Raw genomic sequence first — 15,798 nt, forward strand, 5'->3', positions numbered from 1 at the left:
ACGGCTGTGCATGGAAGTAGGGTGGGGACTCGTCCCCACCGCTATGCCATCAACACAAAAACCGGTGGGTTCGAGAACCCACCCTACAACAGGATACGTTGACCTTTACGCAACCCGGCACTATAGTCGGGGATTCACCGATTTGCCGCTAGTCCCGATGCCCACGCTCGCTCAATCCGCTGGAGACCTGTTCCGTCACGTTGCGGCAGACAAGGCTGCGCTGTACCGGGCAATCATGGACACCTTCGCGGCCGCGAAGCGGCAATTCCGCCTGCAGTTGCGCCCGGACGAAGTGCAGATCGAAGCATGCTGGCCGGGTACTACGCCCTCAATCGAGGAAATCCAGCAAGCGTTGGCGGCCCTGACCGACTGGGGCAACCTCGAAGCGCACCCGGACACGGCGCGCGTCTCGAGCGTCGAGGATTTCTACCGCGCCCGTTTCTTGTACCGATTGTCGCTGGGCGGCGAGGCGGTCGAGGCTGGCCTGGCCGTGTTTGCGCGCACCCTGGCGCGCCAGAGCGAACTGCAGACCGTCGCCCTCGAGGACATCCTCATCCAGCTCAATGCCCTGCTGGCCCTGGCCGCCGAAGCCGCGCCCGATCCGGCCAAGGTGCATACCGCCTTGCGCGACCTGGTGCGCGTCTTCGACGGCCTGGCCGATAACGCCCAGGCTTTCATGGCAAGTGTGGCCCGCACCATCGAATTACAGCAGGCCGACGTGCAGGCTGTGATCGCCTTCAAGCAGCGCCTGATCGATTACCTGAACCGCTTCGTCAGCGACCTGGTCGGGCGCTCGGGCACCATTGCCAGCCGCCTGCTGGAGCTGGACAGCCGGATCGAGCCGCTGCTCGTACTGGCAGCGCAGCGCGAACGGCGCGATGCGGCGCCCGGCGACGAACCCGGGCAAGCCGCAGCACTGGCCGAGCGGGTCGCCACTTGGCGCGAGCGCTGGCGTGGCTTGTCGCGCTGGTTCATCAGCGACGGCCACATCCAGGCCCAGTCGGAACTCCTGCGCGCCAAGGTGAGGGCGGCGATTCCCCAACTGCTGGCGGCGGTAGCCAGCCTGAACGAAAGACGTAGCGGCCGCAGCGACCGCTCGGCGGACTTCCGCATCCTGGCGCGCTGGTTTGCCGATACCGGCAGCGACGCCGAGGCGCACCGCCTGTGGCGAGCCGGCTTTGCACTCAATCCGGCCCGTCACTTCAGCCTGCAGGCCGAAACCGCAAGCGCAGACCCGGTGCCCGCCTCCACCCCCTGGGCCGATGCGCCGCCAGTGCGCGTGCATCCGCGCTTGCGCGAGCAGGGCGAGCTGACGCCGCGCGGCGCCGCCCCGCATGTCCGCACGCGCGACACCGAGCGCGCCATGCTGGCCGCGCGCGTTGCGGCCGAGCGCGCCCAGATCGACGCGGCGCGTGCGATCCTCACTACCGGCCGCGCCACGCGCCTGTCGGAACTCGGCATGCTCGATGCGGACGCCTTCCGCCTGTTCCTGAACCTGCTCGGCGAAGCGCTGGTGGTGCAGGCCCGTCCCGGCGCCGAGGTGGTGTGCCAAAGTGCGGATGGATTGCTGCAGATCCGCCTCGTGCCCCTGGCCGAGGACAGCATCGCCAGCATCCGGACCAGCTTCGGCACTTTCACCGGACGCGACCACCTGCTGACGATCGCGGCGGCCGGAGACCATCATGGCGCGTGAGGCCGGCGCCCGTGCGCCCGACGCGGTCCAGGTCAAGGACGTGCTCGCGCGCCACCGCGAGGACGAGCGCCGCGACGCCCTGCGCGCCCTGCTGATGTGCCCCTTGATGACGGCATCGCATCCGGCCTTTCACGCGGTGCGCCGTCACGAACGAGAACTGCGCGACTGGTTCTCGCAGGCGGCAGGCTGGATCCTGCACGTCGAGCGCGACTGCGCGCGCCTGTACAAGCGGCCGGCGGACCTGGCCGACGCCACACGCGGCGCGGACGAATTCGACCGCCGCCGCTACATCCTGTTCTGCCTGGCCTGCGCGGCCCTCGAGCGCGCCGAGCCGCAGATCACCTTGCGTACCCTGGGCGAAAAGCTGCTGGCCCTGGCCGCCGACCCGGAACTCGGCGCGCGCGGCTTCACCTTCACGCTCGACAGCCATCACGAGCGGCGCGAACTGGTGGCCATCTGCCGCTACTTGCTGTCGCTGGGCGTGCTGCTGCGCGTGGCAGGCGACGAGGATGCCTTTGTCAGCAAGGTCGGCGACGCCCTGTACGATGTGCGCCGGCGTGCGCTGGCCGGCCTGCTGGCTGCTGCGCGCGGGCCGTCGACCTGGGCTCCGGAAAACGCTCCGGCCCAGCTGGACGAGCGGCTCGCCGCCCTGACCGAAGAGTTCACGCCGGACAGCGAAGAAGGGCGCCGCACCGCAATGCGCCATCACCTGGCTCGCCGCCTGCTCGACGACCCGGTGGTCTATCTCGACGAACTTGACGAGCGGCCGGCCTTGCGCGCCTACTTCCAGAACCAGCGTGGCGCACTGGCCGCGCGCTTGGGCGAAGCCGCCGGCCTGCACGCCGAGCAGCGCGCCGAAGGCCTGGCCCTGGTGGACGACAGCGGCGAACTGACCGACGTCGCCATGCCGGCCGCCGGCACCGCATCGCACGTGACCCTGCTGGTCGCCGAATTCCTGGCCGCCGCCGGCCGCGCCCAGCCCGGAACCCCGGTCAGCGAGGCGGCGGTGGCTGAGGCGGTGCGTGGCCTGATTCCCGAATACGGGCGTTTCTGGGCCAAAGCCGCGCGCGAACCCGGCGCCGAAACCGGGCTCGCCGCCAATGCCCTGGCCCGGCTCGCGATGCTGCGCCTGGTCCGACGCGAGGCCGCGGGCGCGTTCCCATTACCGGCACTGGCGCGCTTCGCGCTGGGCGACGCCGAACTGGTTGCGCGCAAGCGCACTTCAACCAAGGGCGCCGAGCGCGCCCAGGATGCCTTGTTCTGATGCTCGATTCCCTGTTCTCCGCCGGCGCAGCACCAGTGCTGCCGCCGCTTCCCGAACCGCTTCAGGCGCGCTGGCAGCCGCTGCGCATCGGCCTCGTCGAACTCTTTCACTACGACAGCGAAGAGTTCTGGTTCCGCGACGGCCACCTGCTTTTGCGCGGAAATAACGGCACCGGCAAATCGAAGGTGCTGTCGCTCACGCTGCCCTTCCTGTTCGACGCCAGCATCAAGTCTTCGCGTATCGAACCCGATGGCGACGCGACCAAGAAGATGGCGTGGAATCTCCTGCTCGGCAAGCACGAGCGGCGCGTCGGCTATGCCTGGATCGAGTTCGGCCGCATCGGCGAAGACGGCCAGGCGCACTACCTGACACTGGGCTGCGGCCTGTCGGCGGTGGCGGCGCGCACGCAAGTCGACACCTGGTATTTCATCACCGAGGGACAGCGCGTTGGGCGCGACCTGTGGCTGATCAATGAACAGCGCGCGGTGCTGGGCAAGGAGCGGCTGGGGCAGGCGCTCGACGGCAGCGGCCAACTGTTCGACACGGCGCAGGCCTACCGCCGCGCGGTGGACGAACGCCTGTTCCACCTCGGCGAAGCGCGCTACGCCGCGCTGATGGATACGCTGATCCAGCTGCGCCAGCCGCAGCTGTCGAAAAAGCCGAACGAAGACAATTTGTCGCATGCCCTGACCGAAGCGCTGGCGCCGCTGCCGGAAGAACTGCTGGCCGACGTGGCCGAAGCCATGAACCAGCTGGAGGAATATGGCCAGCAGCTGGCCGAACTGAGCGACCTGGCGAAAGCGATCGGCCAGTTCAACGAACGCTACCGCCAGTACGCGCGCGTGAATGCACGGCGCCAGGCGCGCGTGCTGCGCAGCGCCCAGACCGGCTTCGACAAGGCCAGCCGCGACCTGAACGAGGCCCGCGCCGCCTTCGATGCCGACGTTCTCGGCGAACAGGCCCTGCGCGCAGCGCTCGACGCGGTCGATGCGCAACAACTGCGCGACCGCGCCGCGCTCGATGAAATGCAGGCCGACCCGCTGATGCAGGATGCAAACCGCATCGATGAGCTCGCGCGCCAGTTCGCCGCCCGCCAACGCGACATGGCGGCGGCCGACGCCGCGCTGCGCGAGGCGCGCGAGCGGCAGGCCCGTGATGCCCGCGACCTGCGCGGCTATGCCGAGCGCGCCGATGCGGCGAGTAGCGCGCTGGTGCATTGCGCCGCCGTGTTCGAGGAGGCCGGCGCCACGGCCGGCCTGGCCGAACGCGACGAATTCGCGGCGGCGCTGGCCGAATTCAAGCAGCCGGATGCCTTGTCCGCCCTCGGCCCCGCCGACTACGAGCAGCTGCAGCGCAGCTTGCAAAGCCTCGGCCCGCAGCGGCGGACCGAGATCGCCCTGGTGGCGGAGCGCTTGCGCCAGCTCGACGCCGCCACCGGAGCGCGCGATGCGGCGCAGCGTTGGCGCGACGCCGACGCCGATGCCCTGGCCGGCGCGTCCGCGCGCGTCGCAGCCGGCGAGGCCGAACTGCTGGAGCAGGCCGATGCACTGGTGGAGTCCTGGAGCGCGCACGCGGCTGGGCTGCGTGAACTGGCGCTGGACAGCGCAATGGTGTTGCCGGCCCTGGCCGACTGGACCCGCAGCCTGGAAGGGGAAAATCCGGCCCGCATTGCGCTTGCGCGTTCCCAGCATGAACGCAGTGTGCGGCTGGCCCAGGACGAAGCGGCCGCGCTGGCGCGCCGTGCGGCGCTGGACGAGCAGGCGCTGGCTCTCGCGGCGGAACGCGCGCGCCTGGCGCAGGGCGAGGACAGCGCCCCGCCGGCGCCTTACCAGCGCGACCCGGCGGCCCGTCCGGCGGACCGCCCTGGCGCGCCGTTCTGGCAACTGGTCGAGTTCCGCACGGCCGTGGAAGACGCGGGCGCGCGTGCCGGCCTCGAAGCGGCGCTGGAGGCCGCCGGCCTGCTCGATGCCTGGGTCGGCCCGGACGGCGCCGTCGATGGCGGTGCGGCTGCGTCGCTGTTCGATACGCTGCTAATCACGCGCACGGCGCAGCCGGCATCGCTGGCCGCCTGGCTGGCGCCGGCGCAGCGTTGCGCGCTCGATCCGGTGATGGTTGAGCGCCTGCTCGCATCGGTGGCCTGCAGCCTCGACGACCAGGGCGCCGAGGCCTGGGTCGCGCCGGATGGGCGCTTCCGCATCGGTCCACTGGGCGGCGCCTGGGCCAAGCCTGCCGCCGAATACATCGGGGCGGCCAGCCGGGCCGAGGCGCGCCGGCGCCGTATCGCGGAGATCGACGCGCTGCTGGCGGCGCTGGCGCAGGAACGCGCGGCGCTGGCCGCGGCCTTGCAGCTGCTGGCCGGGCGACGCGCCCGCGCAGCGGCGGAATGGGAGACGGCGCCGCCGGACACCGCATTGCGCAATGCCCACCTGCAGGTGAGTGCGCTGGAACGCGAACGGCGCCAGGCGGCCGAGAGGCTGGCCGCGGCAGAGGCGCGCCTGGCCGCGGCGGCCGACGCCTGGCGTGGCGCGCGTGAGGCCCTGGTGCACGATGCGGACGACCTGCGGCTACCGCAGGATAGCGGCGCACTGGCGGCGGTGTCGGCCGCGCTGGATGCCGCTGCGCAGGCACTCCAGGACCTGCTGCTGCAGGTCCAGCAGGTGCGCCACGTCCTGCCGGAACGGCGCCGCCAGGAAGAGCGTTTCGAAGACCGCAGCCGCGAAGTGGCCAGCCGCAGCGAGCAGAGGGCGCGCGTTGCCGAGGCCGTCGAGGAGGCGCAAGCCCGGCTGGCGACGCTGCGCGAGCAGGTCGGCGCCCACGTGGGCGAATTGACGGCGCGCCTGGCGGCGGTGCGCCAGGCGGTGCAGGACGGCGAGGCCGCGCTGAAGCATGCGCGCGCCAGTCTCGGCGTGGCCAGCGAAACCCGTGCGCGCAGCGGCCAGCGCGCCGAAAACGCCGCGGCGACCATGGAAGAACGGACGGCGCTGCGCCAGGGCGCGGTGCATGGGCTGCAGCAGTTCGGCGCCACCGGACTGCTGGCCATTGCGCTTCCTGAACTCGAGCTGCCGGCCACGCCATGGAGCATCGAGCCGGCGCTGCATATCGCACGCCGCGCGGAACAGCTGCTACAGGAGGTGGATGCCGAGGATGCCGACTGGTCGCGCGTGCAGGGCGCCTTCGCCCACGACTTTTCCCTGTTGCAGAGCGCACTGACGGCGCTCGGCCACCAGGGCCAGGCCGAGCCGAGCGACCATGGGATGATCGTCACCATCGTCTATCAGAACCGGCCGCAGCGTCCCGACATCATTGAAGCCGCCATCCGCGCCGAGATCGCGCAGCGCCAGGAACTGCTGACTGCCCGCGAGACCGAGGTGCTGGAAAACCACCTGCAGGCCGAGGTCGCGGCGGCGATCCAGCGTCGCCTGCAGGACGCCGACCGCCGGGTGGACACCATCAATGCCGAACTGGCCAGGCGCCCGACCTCGACCGGCGTGCGCTTCCGCCTGCAATGGCTGGCGCTGGAAGAGGGCAGCGAGGGCGCGCCGGTGGGCCTGGAAGCCGCACGCAAGCGCTTGCTCAACACCAGCTACGACGCCTGGTCGCCGGAAGACCGGCAAGTGGTGGGCCGGATGCTGCAGAACCGGATCGCCGCCGAACGTGCACGCGACGATGCCGGCCGCAGCGGGAGCCTGCTCGAACTGCTGGGCCGTGCACTCGACTACCGGCGCTGGCACCGTTTCCGCGTGCAGCGCTGGCAGGATGGGCAATGGCGGCCGCTGTCCGGTCCCGCCTCCAGCGGCGAACGCGCGCTCGGCTTGACGGTGCCCTTGTTCGCGGCGGTGTCGAGTTTCTACACGCATGCCGGTTCGCGCCACGCGCCGCGCCTGGTGCTGCTCGACGAAGCCTTTGCCGGCATCGACGATGCGGCACGCGCGCATTGCATGGCGCTGGTGCGCGAGTTCGATCTCGACTTTGTCATGACCAGCGAGCGCGAATGGGCCTGCTATGCCGAGCTGCCCGGCGTGTCGATCTGCCAGCTGCAGCGGCACGAGGGCATCGATGCCGTGTACGTGTCGCGCTGGAGCTGGGATGGACGCGCGCGCCGGCTCGAGGAAGACGGCGCGCGGCGCTTCCCCGAGGCGGCCGGCGCCGGCGCCGAATGAGCGGCGCCGACGCCAGGCTGCAGCGCCTGCTGGGCGGCGCCGCGCTGGCCGCGCTGCGCAAGCGCCTGCGCGGCCGCTACGAACGCGGACGCGGCGACGGCGTCATCACACTCGGGAACCTGGACGCGGCGGAGCGCGATGCCCTGGCCGGCCTGCTGGGCCGGCGCCAGGGCGATGCCGGGTCGCTGCGCTTCGATATCGCCGAACTCGATGCGCGGCTGCTGCATGCCGGACTGGCGGACTCGCTGCGGCATGCGCTCGAGTTGCTCGATGGTCCGCTGGTCGACCTGGCTGCGGCGCGCAGCGAGACGGCGATCCAATGGGAAGGCGTGCGCGCGCTGGCGACCGATGCCAGGCTGGCCGCTTTCCTGGCCGATGGCCGCGGCCTGGGTCTGCTCAAGCGACTGGCCGTGCGCCAGCCGGTGGCGGTGCAGCTGGTCGCCCAGGTGCAGAATGTGCTGGCGCGCTTGCCGGCGCCGGCTGTCACGCGTTCCCACCTGGCCGCGCAACTGCTGGGTGACGCGCATGGACTCGACGCGGGCAGTCCGGTCGCCACCCTCCTGCTCGCCGTGCTGCGGTACGAACGGGCCGGGAAGGACGATGTCGAGGGCGAAGAAACGGTACGCGAACTATGGGCCGCGGCGGGCGTGCTGGTGAACGAGCTGGCGCGGCCGGCGCTGTTTCTGAACCTGCCTGGCAGTGTCGGCGGACTTGCGCCAGGCGGTGGTGAGCCAGGCTACTTGTCGCTGCGCGCTCTGCTGCGTTCGTCGCCGGTATGGGCCGTCGCCGGGCGCGACGTCTACGTGTGCGAAAACCCGAACCTGGTGGCCATTGCAGCCGATGCGCTCGGACCGCACTGTGCGCCGCTGGTGTGCACCGATGGCATTCCGGCGGCGGCGCAGCGTGCCTTGCTGTCGCAACTGGCAAAGGCGGGCGCCCGATTGCGGTATCACGGCGATGTCGACTGGCCGGGCATCGCTATTGCGAATACCGTGATCGAGATGTTCGGCGCCGCGCCATGGCGCTTCGGCGTGGCCGATTACCTTGCCGCGCTGGACAACAATCGAGACGCCACGCGTCCGCTTACGGGCAGTGAGGTTGCGGCCCGGTGGGAGGGCGCGCTCACCGAGGCCATGCAGGTACATGGGCGGGCAATCGACGAGGAAGCCCTTGCCGCCAGCCTGATGCCGGACCTGGATATGCGGCTGAACGCGTGACGCCCTGGAACTGTCTTATGCCGGTGTGCGGACGGTGAAATGGTGGGTTCGAGAACCCACCCTACGAACTCAAACCATGACCTTGTCGGGGGTGATCGGCAAATCGCGGATGCGTTTGCCGGTGGCGTGGTAGACCGCATTCGCAATCGCGGCGGCCACGCCCGTGATGCCGATTTCGCCGACACCCTTCGCGCCCAGTTCATTGATCTGCTTGTCCTCTTCGTCGACGATGACGATATCGATGGCGCCGATGTCGGCGTTCACGGGCACGTGGTAGTCGGCCAGGTTGGCATTCACTGCGCGCCCGAAGCGCCAATCCATTTCCGTCTTTTCCATCAAGCCCATCCCCATGCCCCAGACGATGCCGCCCATCAGCTGGCTGTGCGTGGTCTTGCGGTTCATGACCCGTCCGACGCCATAGGCGCCAACAATGCGCGGCACGCGGATGGTGCCGACGTCCGGATCGATGTGCACTTCGACAAACACCGCGCCAAATGCATGCATGGCATAGCGCTTTTTCTCTTCGCCCGGCGCGGCATTGGCATCGGCGCTAACCGGCTCGCCGCCGGCACGGGCGACGATGGCCGTCATCTGCTCGCGCCGCCCCGGCGCTGCACGCGCCACCAGCCAGCCGTCGGCGGCGTCGATGTCGCCGGCTGCCATGCCGTGCAAGGGCGAAGCCGTATCGGCGATCGCCAGCTCCATCAATTTGTCGCGCAGCGCACGCGCCGCCTGGTGCACGGCCGGACCGACGCTGGCCACAGTTTGCGAGCCACCCGATACCGGCGCCTCGGGCAGCATCGTATCGCCCAGCTGGAAGCGCACTTTCGACACCGGCAGGCCAAGCGCATCGGCGGCGATCTGGCTCATCACTGTATAGGTGCCGGTGCCGAGGTCGTGCGAGCCGCTGCGCACCACGGCCGTGCCATCGGGCAGCAGGATGGCGGTCGCCTTGGCCTTCTGGCGATTGGCCGGATAGGTGGCGGTGGCCATGCCCCAGCCGACCAGCGTGCGTCCGTTTTTCATCGAGCGCGGCTGCGGATTGCGCTTGTCCCAGCCGAAGCGCTCGCCCGCCACGCGGTAGCATTCGCGCAGCGACTTGCTCGACCACGGAACATCCTTTTCCGGATCCTTTTCCGCGTAGTTCGCCAGGCGCAGCTGCACCGGGTCCATGTTCAGCCTGTACGCCAGTTCGTCCATTGCCGACTCGAGCGCGAAACTGCCGCTCGATTCACCCGGCGCGCGCATGTAGGTCGGGATGCCGACATTCAGCGTGGCCAGGCGCTGCGAGGTCTGCAGGCTGTCTGAGGCATACAGCATCCGTGTGGCGGCGGTGCAGGGCTCGGTGAAATCGTCGAGGAAAGCAGTGCTCGAGATGGTGTCGTGGCGCACCGCCGCCAGCTTGCCCGCCGTCGATGCGCCCAGCACCAGGTGCTGCTCGGTCAGCGGCCGCGCGCCCACCGGGCCATACATCTGGGTACGCTCGAGCACCAATTTGACGGGACGGCCGGCCATTTTCGCGGCCATCGCCGCCAGCACCACGTGCGACCAGACCGACCCTTTGCAACCGAAGCCACCGCCCACGAACGGGCAAATCACGCGCACCTGTTCCGGCGCGATGCCGAAACTCGACGCCACCGTGCGCTGCACGCCCGAGACGTTCTGGGTCGAGTCGTACATCACCAGGCTGCTGCCGTTCCAGTGCGCGATGGTGGCATGCGGCTCGATGGGATTGTGGTTCTCCATCGGCGTCGTATAGGTGACGTCGAGCCGCTGGGCTGCACGCTCCATCGACCGCGCGACGTTGCCGCGCCCGGTGTCCGAAGGCCGCTCGGGCTGCGGTTCCGGCCGGCGCAGCTTTTTCTTCGCCTGCGCAAAATCGAGCTGGGCCCGCTCGGCGGTATAGCGCACCTGCAGGCGCCGGGCCGCGTCGCGCGCGTGCTCGAAGGTGTCGGCGATGACCACCGCCACCGGCTGGGCGTTGTACCAGACCACGTCGTCCTGCAGCAGCGAGAGCTTGGGATTCGGCGGCTGCTTCTTTTGGTCCGGCTTCGACTGCTCCTTGCCTTCCTTTTTCTCCGAGCCTTGCGGCAGCGCCAGGCACGGCGCGTTCTGGTGCGTCATGACCGCAATCACGCCCGGCATGCCTTTCGCAGCCGTGCTGTCGATCGAGGCGATGCGGCCTTTCGCGACGGTCGATTGCACCATCACGGCATGCGCCAGCTGCGGCAGCTTGTGTTCCGCCGAGTAGGTGGCGGCGCCAGTGACTTTCAGGCGTCCATCGACGCGGTCGATTCCTTGTCCGACGACGCTCATGCGATGCCTCCCGCACGCCGCAGCGCGCTCACGGTGGCGCGCTGCGCCATGTCGATCTTGAAGCGGTTGTCCTCGAAGCCCTGGGCGCCTCGCACCAGCAGCGCCGCCTGGCGCGAACGTGCTTCTTCGAGGGGATGGCCCACCAGCAGCGCTTCGGCCGCCGGCATGCGCCAGGGTTTATGCGCGACGCCGCCCAGGGCGATGCGCGCCTGGCGCACGACGCCGTCGGCGATGTCGAGGGCCGCCGCCACCGACACCAGGGCAAAGGCATAGCTGTTCCTGTCGCGCACCTTCAGGTAATGGGCATGGCGTGCGAACGCCGGGGGCGGCAGGTCGACAGCGGTGATCAGCTCGCCCGCCGCCAGCGTGGTCTCGGCTTGCGGCTGGCTGCCGGGCAGGCGGTGGAACTCGCCGATCGGGATGCTGCGGTTGCCGCGCGGCCCGGCCACCTGCACGGTGGCGTCGAGCGCCGCCAGGGCCACGCTCATGTCCGATGGATTCACGGCGATGCACGCCTGGCTGGCGCCGAGGATGGCGTGCATGCGGTTGTAGCCTTCACGCGCGGCGCAGCCGCTGCCGGGCAGGCGCTTGTTGCACATCTCGAAAGCGGTGTCGACGAAGTACGGGCAGCGCGGACGCTGCATCAAATTGCCGCCCATGGTCGCCATGTTGCGCAGCTGCGGCGAGGCGCCCGCCAGCAGGGCCTGCGACAGCAGCGGATAGCGGCTGCGTACCAGCGCGTGGTTGGCGGTATCGCTGTTGCGCGCCAGGGCGCCGATGCGCAGGCCGCCGTTCGGCAATTCGGTGATGTCGGCCAGGCCGATGCGGGTGATGTCGACCAGGCGCAGCGGCCGTTCGACGCCGCCCTTCATGAGGTCGAGCAGGTTGGTGCCGCCGCCGATGAAACGGGTGTCGGCGGATTGCGCCAGGCGCAGCGCGTGCGCCGTGTCGGTGGCGCGTTCGTAGTCGATGGCATGCATGCGGCGCCCCTCAGACCTTGGCCGTGGCGCGTACCGCGGCCACGATGTTGTTGTAGGCGCCGCAGCGGCACAGGTTGCCGCTCATGCGCTCGCGGATCTCGGCGTCATCGAAGCGCACGACCTGTTCGCGCACGTCGCCGCTTGCCGCACTGGCCGTGCCCGCGCGCATCTCGGCGATGCAGGCCACGGCCGAACAGATTTGCCCGGGCGTGCAGTAGCCGCACTGGAAGGCGTCGTGCTCGATGAAGGCGGCCTGGATCGGCGCCAGCTGCTCGCCCTGGGCGATGCCTTCAATGGTGGTGATCCGGTCGCCCTCGTGCATGACCGCCAGGGTCAGGCAGGCGTTCACCCGGCGGCCGTTGACCAGCACCGTGCAGGCGCCGCACTGGCCGCGGTCGCAGCCCTTCTTGGTGCCCGTCATGCCGGCATATTCGCGCAGGGCGTCGAGCAGCGAGACACGCGGCTCGAGCGTCAGCGCATAGGCCTTGCCGTTGATGTCGAGCGTGACCGGACGCGGCGCGATGACTGGCGCGGCGTTCGCCGCTTCCGGGGCTGCGCCGGCCTGGGGCAGGTGTACGACGGCAGCCGCGGCTACCGCCGTCTGCAGGAAGCCGCGGCGCGACACGGCAAGCGCATCGTCCGGGCAATTGCCGGCCGTTTGATCCGGCGGAAGTGGGTTCGACATGAGGGTCTTTCGCATCGGCATGCAGGAAGGCCCATTATCCCGGCCGAGCCGGTGCGCTCCGTTAGACCACGCACATAGTCGCGTCTGTTGGGATAAGCAGACAGTGCCGTGCTGGAAATCCCGGTTTGACCACGTGCCGATTTTTATGTACCCACCCCTGGAACTTCATCCCTGCCGATTGTCTTACGACGTAAGACAGTGCTTCCAGTTTGATAACGATTGGAAAAGACGTGCTCTCGAGACAGAGCGCGAATGCATTGCAGGCGACCAGGGGAAGACCATGAAAGCGAAAACATCCAAAGGCGCGGCACCGATGCCGGACGGTAACGGCTCAGGAGACACGACGACAGGGTCGGGCGCGCCCGAAGCGGACGGTGCGCTCGGCAGCATGATGCCGAACGACGGTAACACCAACCTGGCGCCCGAGGAACGCGGCATGCCGGGCATCACCAGACGCGAGCCCACGGGCGACATGCCTTCCGGCCGCATGGAAGCGAAGCAGGGCGGCCGCGGGCGCGAGTACGAGATGCCGGCAGGCGGCATGGGCAACGGCGGCATCGGTTTGGAAGGTGCCGGCGGTGGCGGCAACGCGGGTGGCGGCTTCGGTGGAGGAGGCGGAGGCGGAGGCGGGGGCGGCGGAGGCGGCCTTCCGCAGGTACGCAAGTGCGGCACGATGGACGTGCACCGGCGCCTCCTGTCCACGAATGCCGAATATGCGCGCCGGCGCGACGAGATCGAGATCGAGACGGTGCGCTTCGCAAGCGGCGAAGCGAGTATGCAGCGCACCGGCATCACCCGCATTCCGGTGGTCGTGCACGTGGTCTGGAACACGGCGGCGCAAAACATTTCGGATGCCCAAATCGCTAGCCAGATCGAGGTGCTGAACCGCGACTTCCGCCGCACCAACCCGGACGTCGGCACGACGCCGGCGCCCTTCCTGCCGCTGGCGGCCGACTCGCGCGTCGAATTCTTCCTGGCGAACACCGATCCCTCCGGCGCGCCGACCTCGGGCATCGAACGGCGCCAGACCTCGGTTGCCTCCTTCAACGACAACGATGCCGTCAAGTCCACGGCCAGCGGCGGATTGAACGCCTGGCCAGCGGCCAACTACCTGAACGTGTGGGTCTGCCAGCTCGGCGGCGGCTTGCTGGGCTATGCGCAATTTCCTGGCGGACCGGACGCCACCGATGGCGTCGTCATCCTGCACTCGGCCTTCGGCACGACCGGTACCGCCGCGGCGCCCTTCAACCTGGGGCGCACGACCACCCACGAGATCGGCCACTGGCTCAACCTCAACCATATCTGGGGCGACGACGGCACCGGCTGCAGCGGCACCGACAACGTGGCCGACACCCCGAACCAGGGCGGCGCGAACGTCGGCGTCCCCAGCTTCCCGCACGTTTCGTGCAGCAATGGCCCGAACGGCGACATGTTCATGAATTACATGGACTACATCGACGACCGGGCGATGGTGATGTTCTCCGCGGGCCAGGTCGCGCGCATGCAGGCTTGCCTGGACGGGGTGCGTTCGTCGATCGGCAGCAACGCCGGCGCCATCCGGCCGAGCTCCTCGCCGGTGGCCTCGTGGGGACCGAACCGGCTCGACGCCTTCGTGCTCGGCACCGACCGCGCGTTGTATCACAAGTCGTGGAACGGTTCCGCCTGGGGACCCTCCGCCATCGGCTACGACCTGCTGGGCGGTGTTTGCACCAGCGTGCCGCAAGCCGTGGCCTGGGGACCGAACCGGCTCGACGTCTTCGTTACCGGCACCGACAGCGCGCTGTACCACAAATGGTGGAGCGGTTCCGCATGGGGGCCGTCGCCGACCGGCTATGAATTCATGGGCGGGATCTGCGTCGACGACCCGCGCGCCGTCAGCTGGGGACCGAACCGGCTCGACGTCTTCGTGCTGGGTTCGAACCGGGCGCTGTTCCATAAAGCGTGGAACGGCTCCGCCTGGCTTCCGGGGCTGACCAGCTACGAAAGCCTGGGCGGCGTCTGTGTCGGCCAGCCCGAGATCGTGGCCTGGGGACCGGACCGTCTCGATATCTTCGTGATCGGCACCGACCGCGCGCTGTATCACAAGTGGTGGAACGGCAGCTCCTGGGGCCCGTCGGTGACCGGCTACGAGAACCTGGGCGGCGTATGCACCTCGCCGCCGAAAGTCGTCTCCTGGGGACCGAACCGGCTCGACATCTTCGTCACCGGTACCGACGGCGCGCTCTACCACAAGTGGTGGAACGGTTCCGCCTGGGGGCCGTCGGACAAGGGCTTCGAGCGGCTTGGCGGCGTATGCGTCGACAAGCCGGAAGCGGTCGCATGGGGACCGAATCGCCTGGATATCTTTGTCATCGGCACCGACAGTGCGCTGTACCATAAATGGTGGAACGGCTCGTCCTGGGGGCCGTCGATCACCGGCTACGAAAAGATGGGCGGCGTCTGCACCTCGCAGCCACGCGTCGTCGCCTGGGGACCGAACCGTCTCGACATCTTCGTCACCGGCACCGACAGCGCGCTGTACCACAAGTTGTTCAATGGCGCGGCCTGGAGTCCGTCGCTGACCGGCTACGAGTACCTGGGCGGCAACATCTCCGCGTTCCGAGCTGACGAGGAAACCGAAGCGAAGGTCGAGATGCCGATGACGCTGCAACATGGCAGCACCCAGACTTCGATTGCGAGCGCATGATGGGCAAGGTGCAGACCGGCGGGCTCAGCGGAACCTGGGCCCACTCGTACGAGGAAGACGAGGGCGACGTGCAGGTGTACCGTCCGCACGATACCTTTCCGTTTCCGCCGAGCCGGCGAGGGCGGGAGACCCTGGATTTCCGTGGCGCCGGAGAGGTGATCAGCGGCATGCCGGGGCCTGACGACCGGCAGCTGCGGTCCGCTGCGGAGCTGACACCCTTGGGCATGAACCGTTTTCGTCTTGGCGATGCACGCGTGATCGAGGTGCTCGAAGCCGGGCCCGATGTGTTGAAGCTCAGGCCGGGGTAGCTGTTGGGCTTGTTATTGGGAGGGGAGGGCTGCCTGTGCCGGCAGGCGGCTCTTTGTTTGCCTGGGGACTGGGCATGCACTTGCCTCCAGCGAGATCCCCCCGATTACCGGAACCGCCGGTTAGGCAAGTGCCGCCCAGTTCTGACGTGACCGTGTACATGGACAAGCTTGCGGCTGACCTGCGTACGACCGTGAAAAAACCTGAACGGTTCCATCTTTTCCTATCGACTGGTTAGCGAGTTATTGCTGGAATGAACCAGTATGCTGTCATGACGTTGAAACAAAGACCTTGCGGCGGGGATGACGCTTTGCTATAGTCCTGTTCCCCGACGCAACGCTAGTGCAAACCAGCAGATGCGAAAGGGAAGAAGAAAAAAGAAGTTGACGACGCAAACGAAACACTGCATAATCTCGCTTCTCTGCTGCTGACAAACAAAACGATTTGTCGAAACGCAGCAAGCAGTACCGAATAAGTTCTTTAACAATTAA

The 15,798-nt window shown here is 68.7% G+C and carries 10 protein-coding genes; 6 read left to right on the forward strand and 4 right to left on the reverse strand.

The window, feature by feature from the left end; all coding sequences use genetic code 11:
• Positions 1 to 157 precede the first annotated feature (157 nt).
• From QPK31_RS25680 to QPK31_RS25695, 4 genes are read left to right on the forward strand one after another with little or no spacing between them, the layout of a single operon-like run.
• Positions 158 to 1,693, forward strand: a complete 1,536-nt coding sequence (locus tag QPK31_RS25680; RefSeq protein WP_290425734.1) for a TIGR02677 family protein — start codon at positions 158 to 160, stop codon at positions 1,691 to 1,693.
• Positions 1,683 to 2,957, forward strand: a complete 1,275-nt coding sequence (locus tag QPK31_RS25685) for a TIGR02678 family protein (RefSeq protein WP_290425735.1) — start codon at positions 1,683 to 1,685, stop codon at positions 2,955 to 2,957. Before QPK31_RS25680 ends, QPK31_RS25685 begins: the two co-directional genes overlap by 11 nt.
• Positions 2,957 to 7,117: a TIGR02680 family protein gene (locus QPK31_RS25690; protein ID WP_290425736.1), complete on the forward strand. Its 4,161-nt coding sequence runs from the start codon at positions 2,957 to 2,959 to the stop codon at positions 7,115 to 7,117. The genes QPK31_RS25685 and QPK31_RS25690 overlap by 1 nt, the downstream gene beginning before the upstream one ends.
• Entirely contained in the window at positions 7,114 to 8,334 is a 1,221-nt protein-coding gene (locus tag QPK31_RS25695; RefSeq protein ID WP_290425737.1) for a TIGR02679 family protein, read from the forward strand. The genes QPK31_RS25690 and QPK31_RS25695 overlap by 4 nt, the downstream gene beginning before the upstream one ends.
• Before the next feature lie 69 nt (positions 8,335 to 8,403).
• Here the strand turns inward: QPK31_RS25695 and QPK31_RS25700 are convergent, their stop codons facing one another.
• From QPK31_RS25700 to QPK31_RS25710, 3 genes are read right to left on the reverse strand one after another with little or no spacing between them, the layout of a single operon-like run.
• On the reverse strand, positions 8,404 to 10,650 hold the full coding sequence (locus QPK31_RS25700) for a xanthine dehydrogenase family protein molybdopterin-binding subunit (protein WP_290425738.1): 2,247 nt from the start codon (positions 10,648 to 10,650) through the stop codon (positions 8,404 to 8,406).
• Complete coding sequence (locus tag QPK31_RS25705) at positions 10,647 to 11,630, reverse strand: xanthine dehydrogenase family protein subunit M (RefSeq protein ID WP_290425739.1); 984 nt, start codon at positions 11,628 to 11,630, stop codon at positions 10,647 to 10,649. Before QPK31_RS25705 ends, QPK31_RS25700 begins: the two co-directional genes overlap by 4 nt.
• A 10-nt stretch (positions 11,631 to 11,640) precedes the next feature.
• Positions 11,641 to 12,315 (reverse strand): (2Fe-2S)-binding protein, encoded by a 675-nt coding sequence (locus tag QPK31_RS25710; RefSeq protein WP_290425740.1) that lies wholly within the window; start codon positions 12,313 to 12,315, stop codon positions 11,641 to 11,643.
• Between the two features lie 280 nt (positions 12,316 to 12,595).
• Here QPK31_RS25710 and QPK31_RS25715 point away from each other — a divergent pair, with 280 nt between their 5' ends.
• Together QPK31_RS25715 and QPK31_RS25720 are read left to right on the forward strand one after the other, a co-directional pair.
• On the forward strand, positions 12,596 to 15,001 hold the full coding sequence (locus QPK31_RS25715; protein ID WP_290425741.1) for a M43 family zinc metalloprotease: 2,406 nt from the start codon (positions 12,596 to 12,598) through the stop codon (positions 14,999 to 15,001).
• On the forward strand, positions 14,998 to 15,309 hold the full coding sequence (locus QPK31_RS25720) for a hypothetical protein (protein WP_290425742.1): 312 nt from the start codon (positions 14,998 to 15,000) through the stop codon (positions 15,307 to 15,309). Before QPK31_RS25715 ends, QPK31_RS25720 begins: the two co-directional genes overlap by 4 nt.
• A 267-nt stretch (positions 15,310 to 15,576) precedes the next feature.
• Here QPK31_RS25720 and QPK31_RS25725 read toward each other — a convergent pair.
• Positions 15,577 to 15,798 (reverse strand): hypothetical protein (locus tag QPK31_RS25725; protein WP_290425743.1); only part of this gene is annotated, 222 nt, incomplete at its 5' end.

This window comes from Massilia sp. YIM B02769 (genome assembly GCF_030411995.1).
In the GTDB taxonomy this organism is placed as follows: domain Bacteria; phylum Pseudomonadota; class Gammaproteobacteria; order Burkholderiales; family Burkholderiaceae_D; genus Telluria.

Coding starts and splice junctions, on each gene's coding strand:
- QPK31_RS25715 (WP_290425741.1), top strand. CDS start 12,596: ATGAAAGCGAAAACATCCAAAGGCGCGGCACCGATGCCGGACGGTAAC.
- QPK31_RS25680 (WP_290425734.1), top strand. CDS start 158: ATGCCCACGCTCGCTCAATCCGCTGGAGACCTGTTCCGTCACGTTGCG.
- QPK31_RS25700 (WP_290425738.1), bottom strand. CDS start 10,650: ATGAGCGTCGTCGGACAAGGAATCGACCGCGTCGATGGACGCCTGAAA.
- QPK31_RS25690 (WP_290425736.1), top strand. CDS start 2,957: ATGCTCGATTCCCTGTTCTCCGCCGGCGCAGCACCAGTGCTGCCGCCG.
- QPK31_RS25685 (WP_290425735.1), top strand. CDS start 1,683: ATGGCGCGTGAGGCCGGCGCCCGTGCGCCCGACGCGGTCCAGGTCAAG.
- QPK31_RS25705 (WP_290425739.1), bottom strand. CDS start 11,630: ATGCATGCCATCGACTACGAACGCGCCACCGACACGGCGCACGCGCTG.
- QPK31_RS25710 (WP_290425740.1), bottom strand. CDS start 12,315: ATGTCGAACCCACTTCCGCCGGATCAAACGGCCGGCAATTGCCCGGAC.
- QPK31_RS25695 (WP_290425737.1), top strand. CDS start 7,114: ATGAGCGGCGCCGACGCCAGGCTGCAGCGCCTGCTGGGCGGCGCCGCG.
- QPK31_RS25720 (WP_290425742.1), top strand. CDS start 14,998: ATGATGGGCAAGGTGCAGACCGGCGGGCTCAGCGGAACCTGGGCCCAC.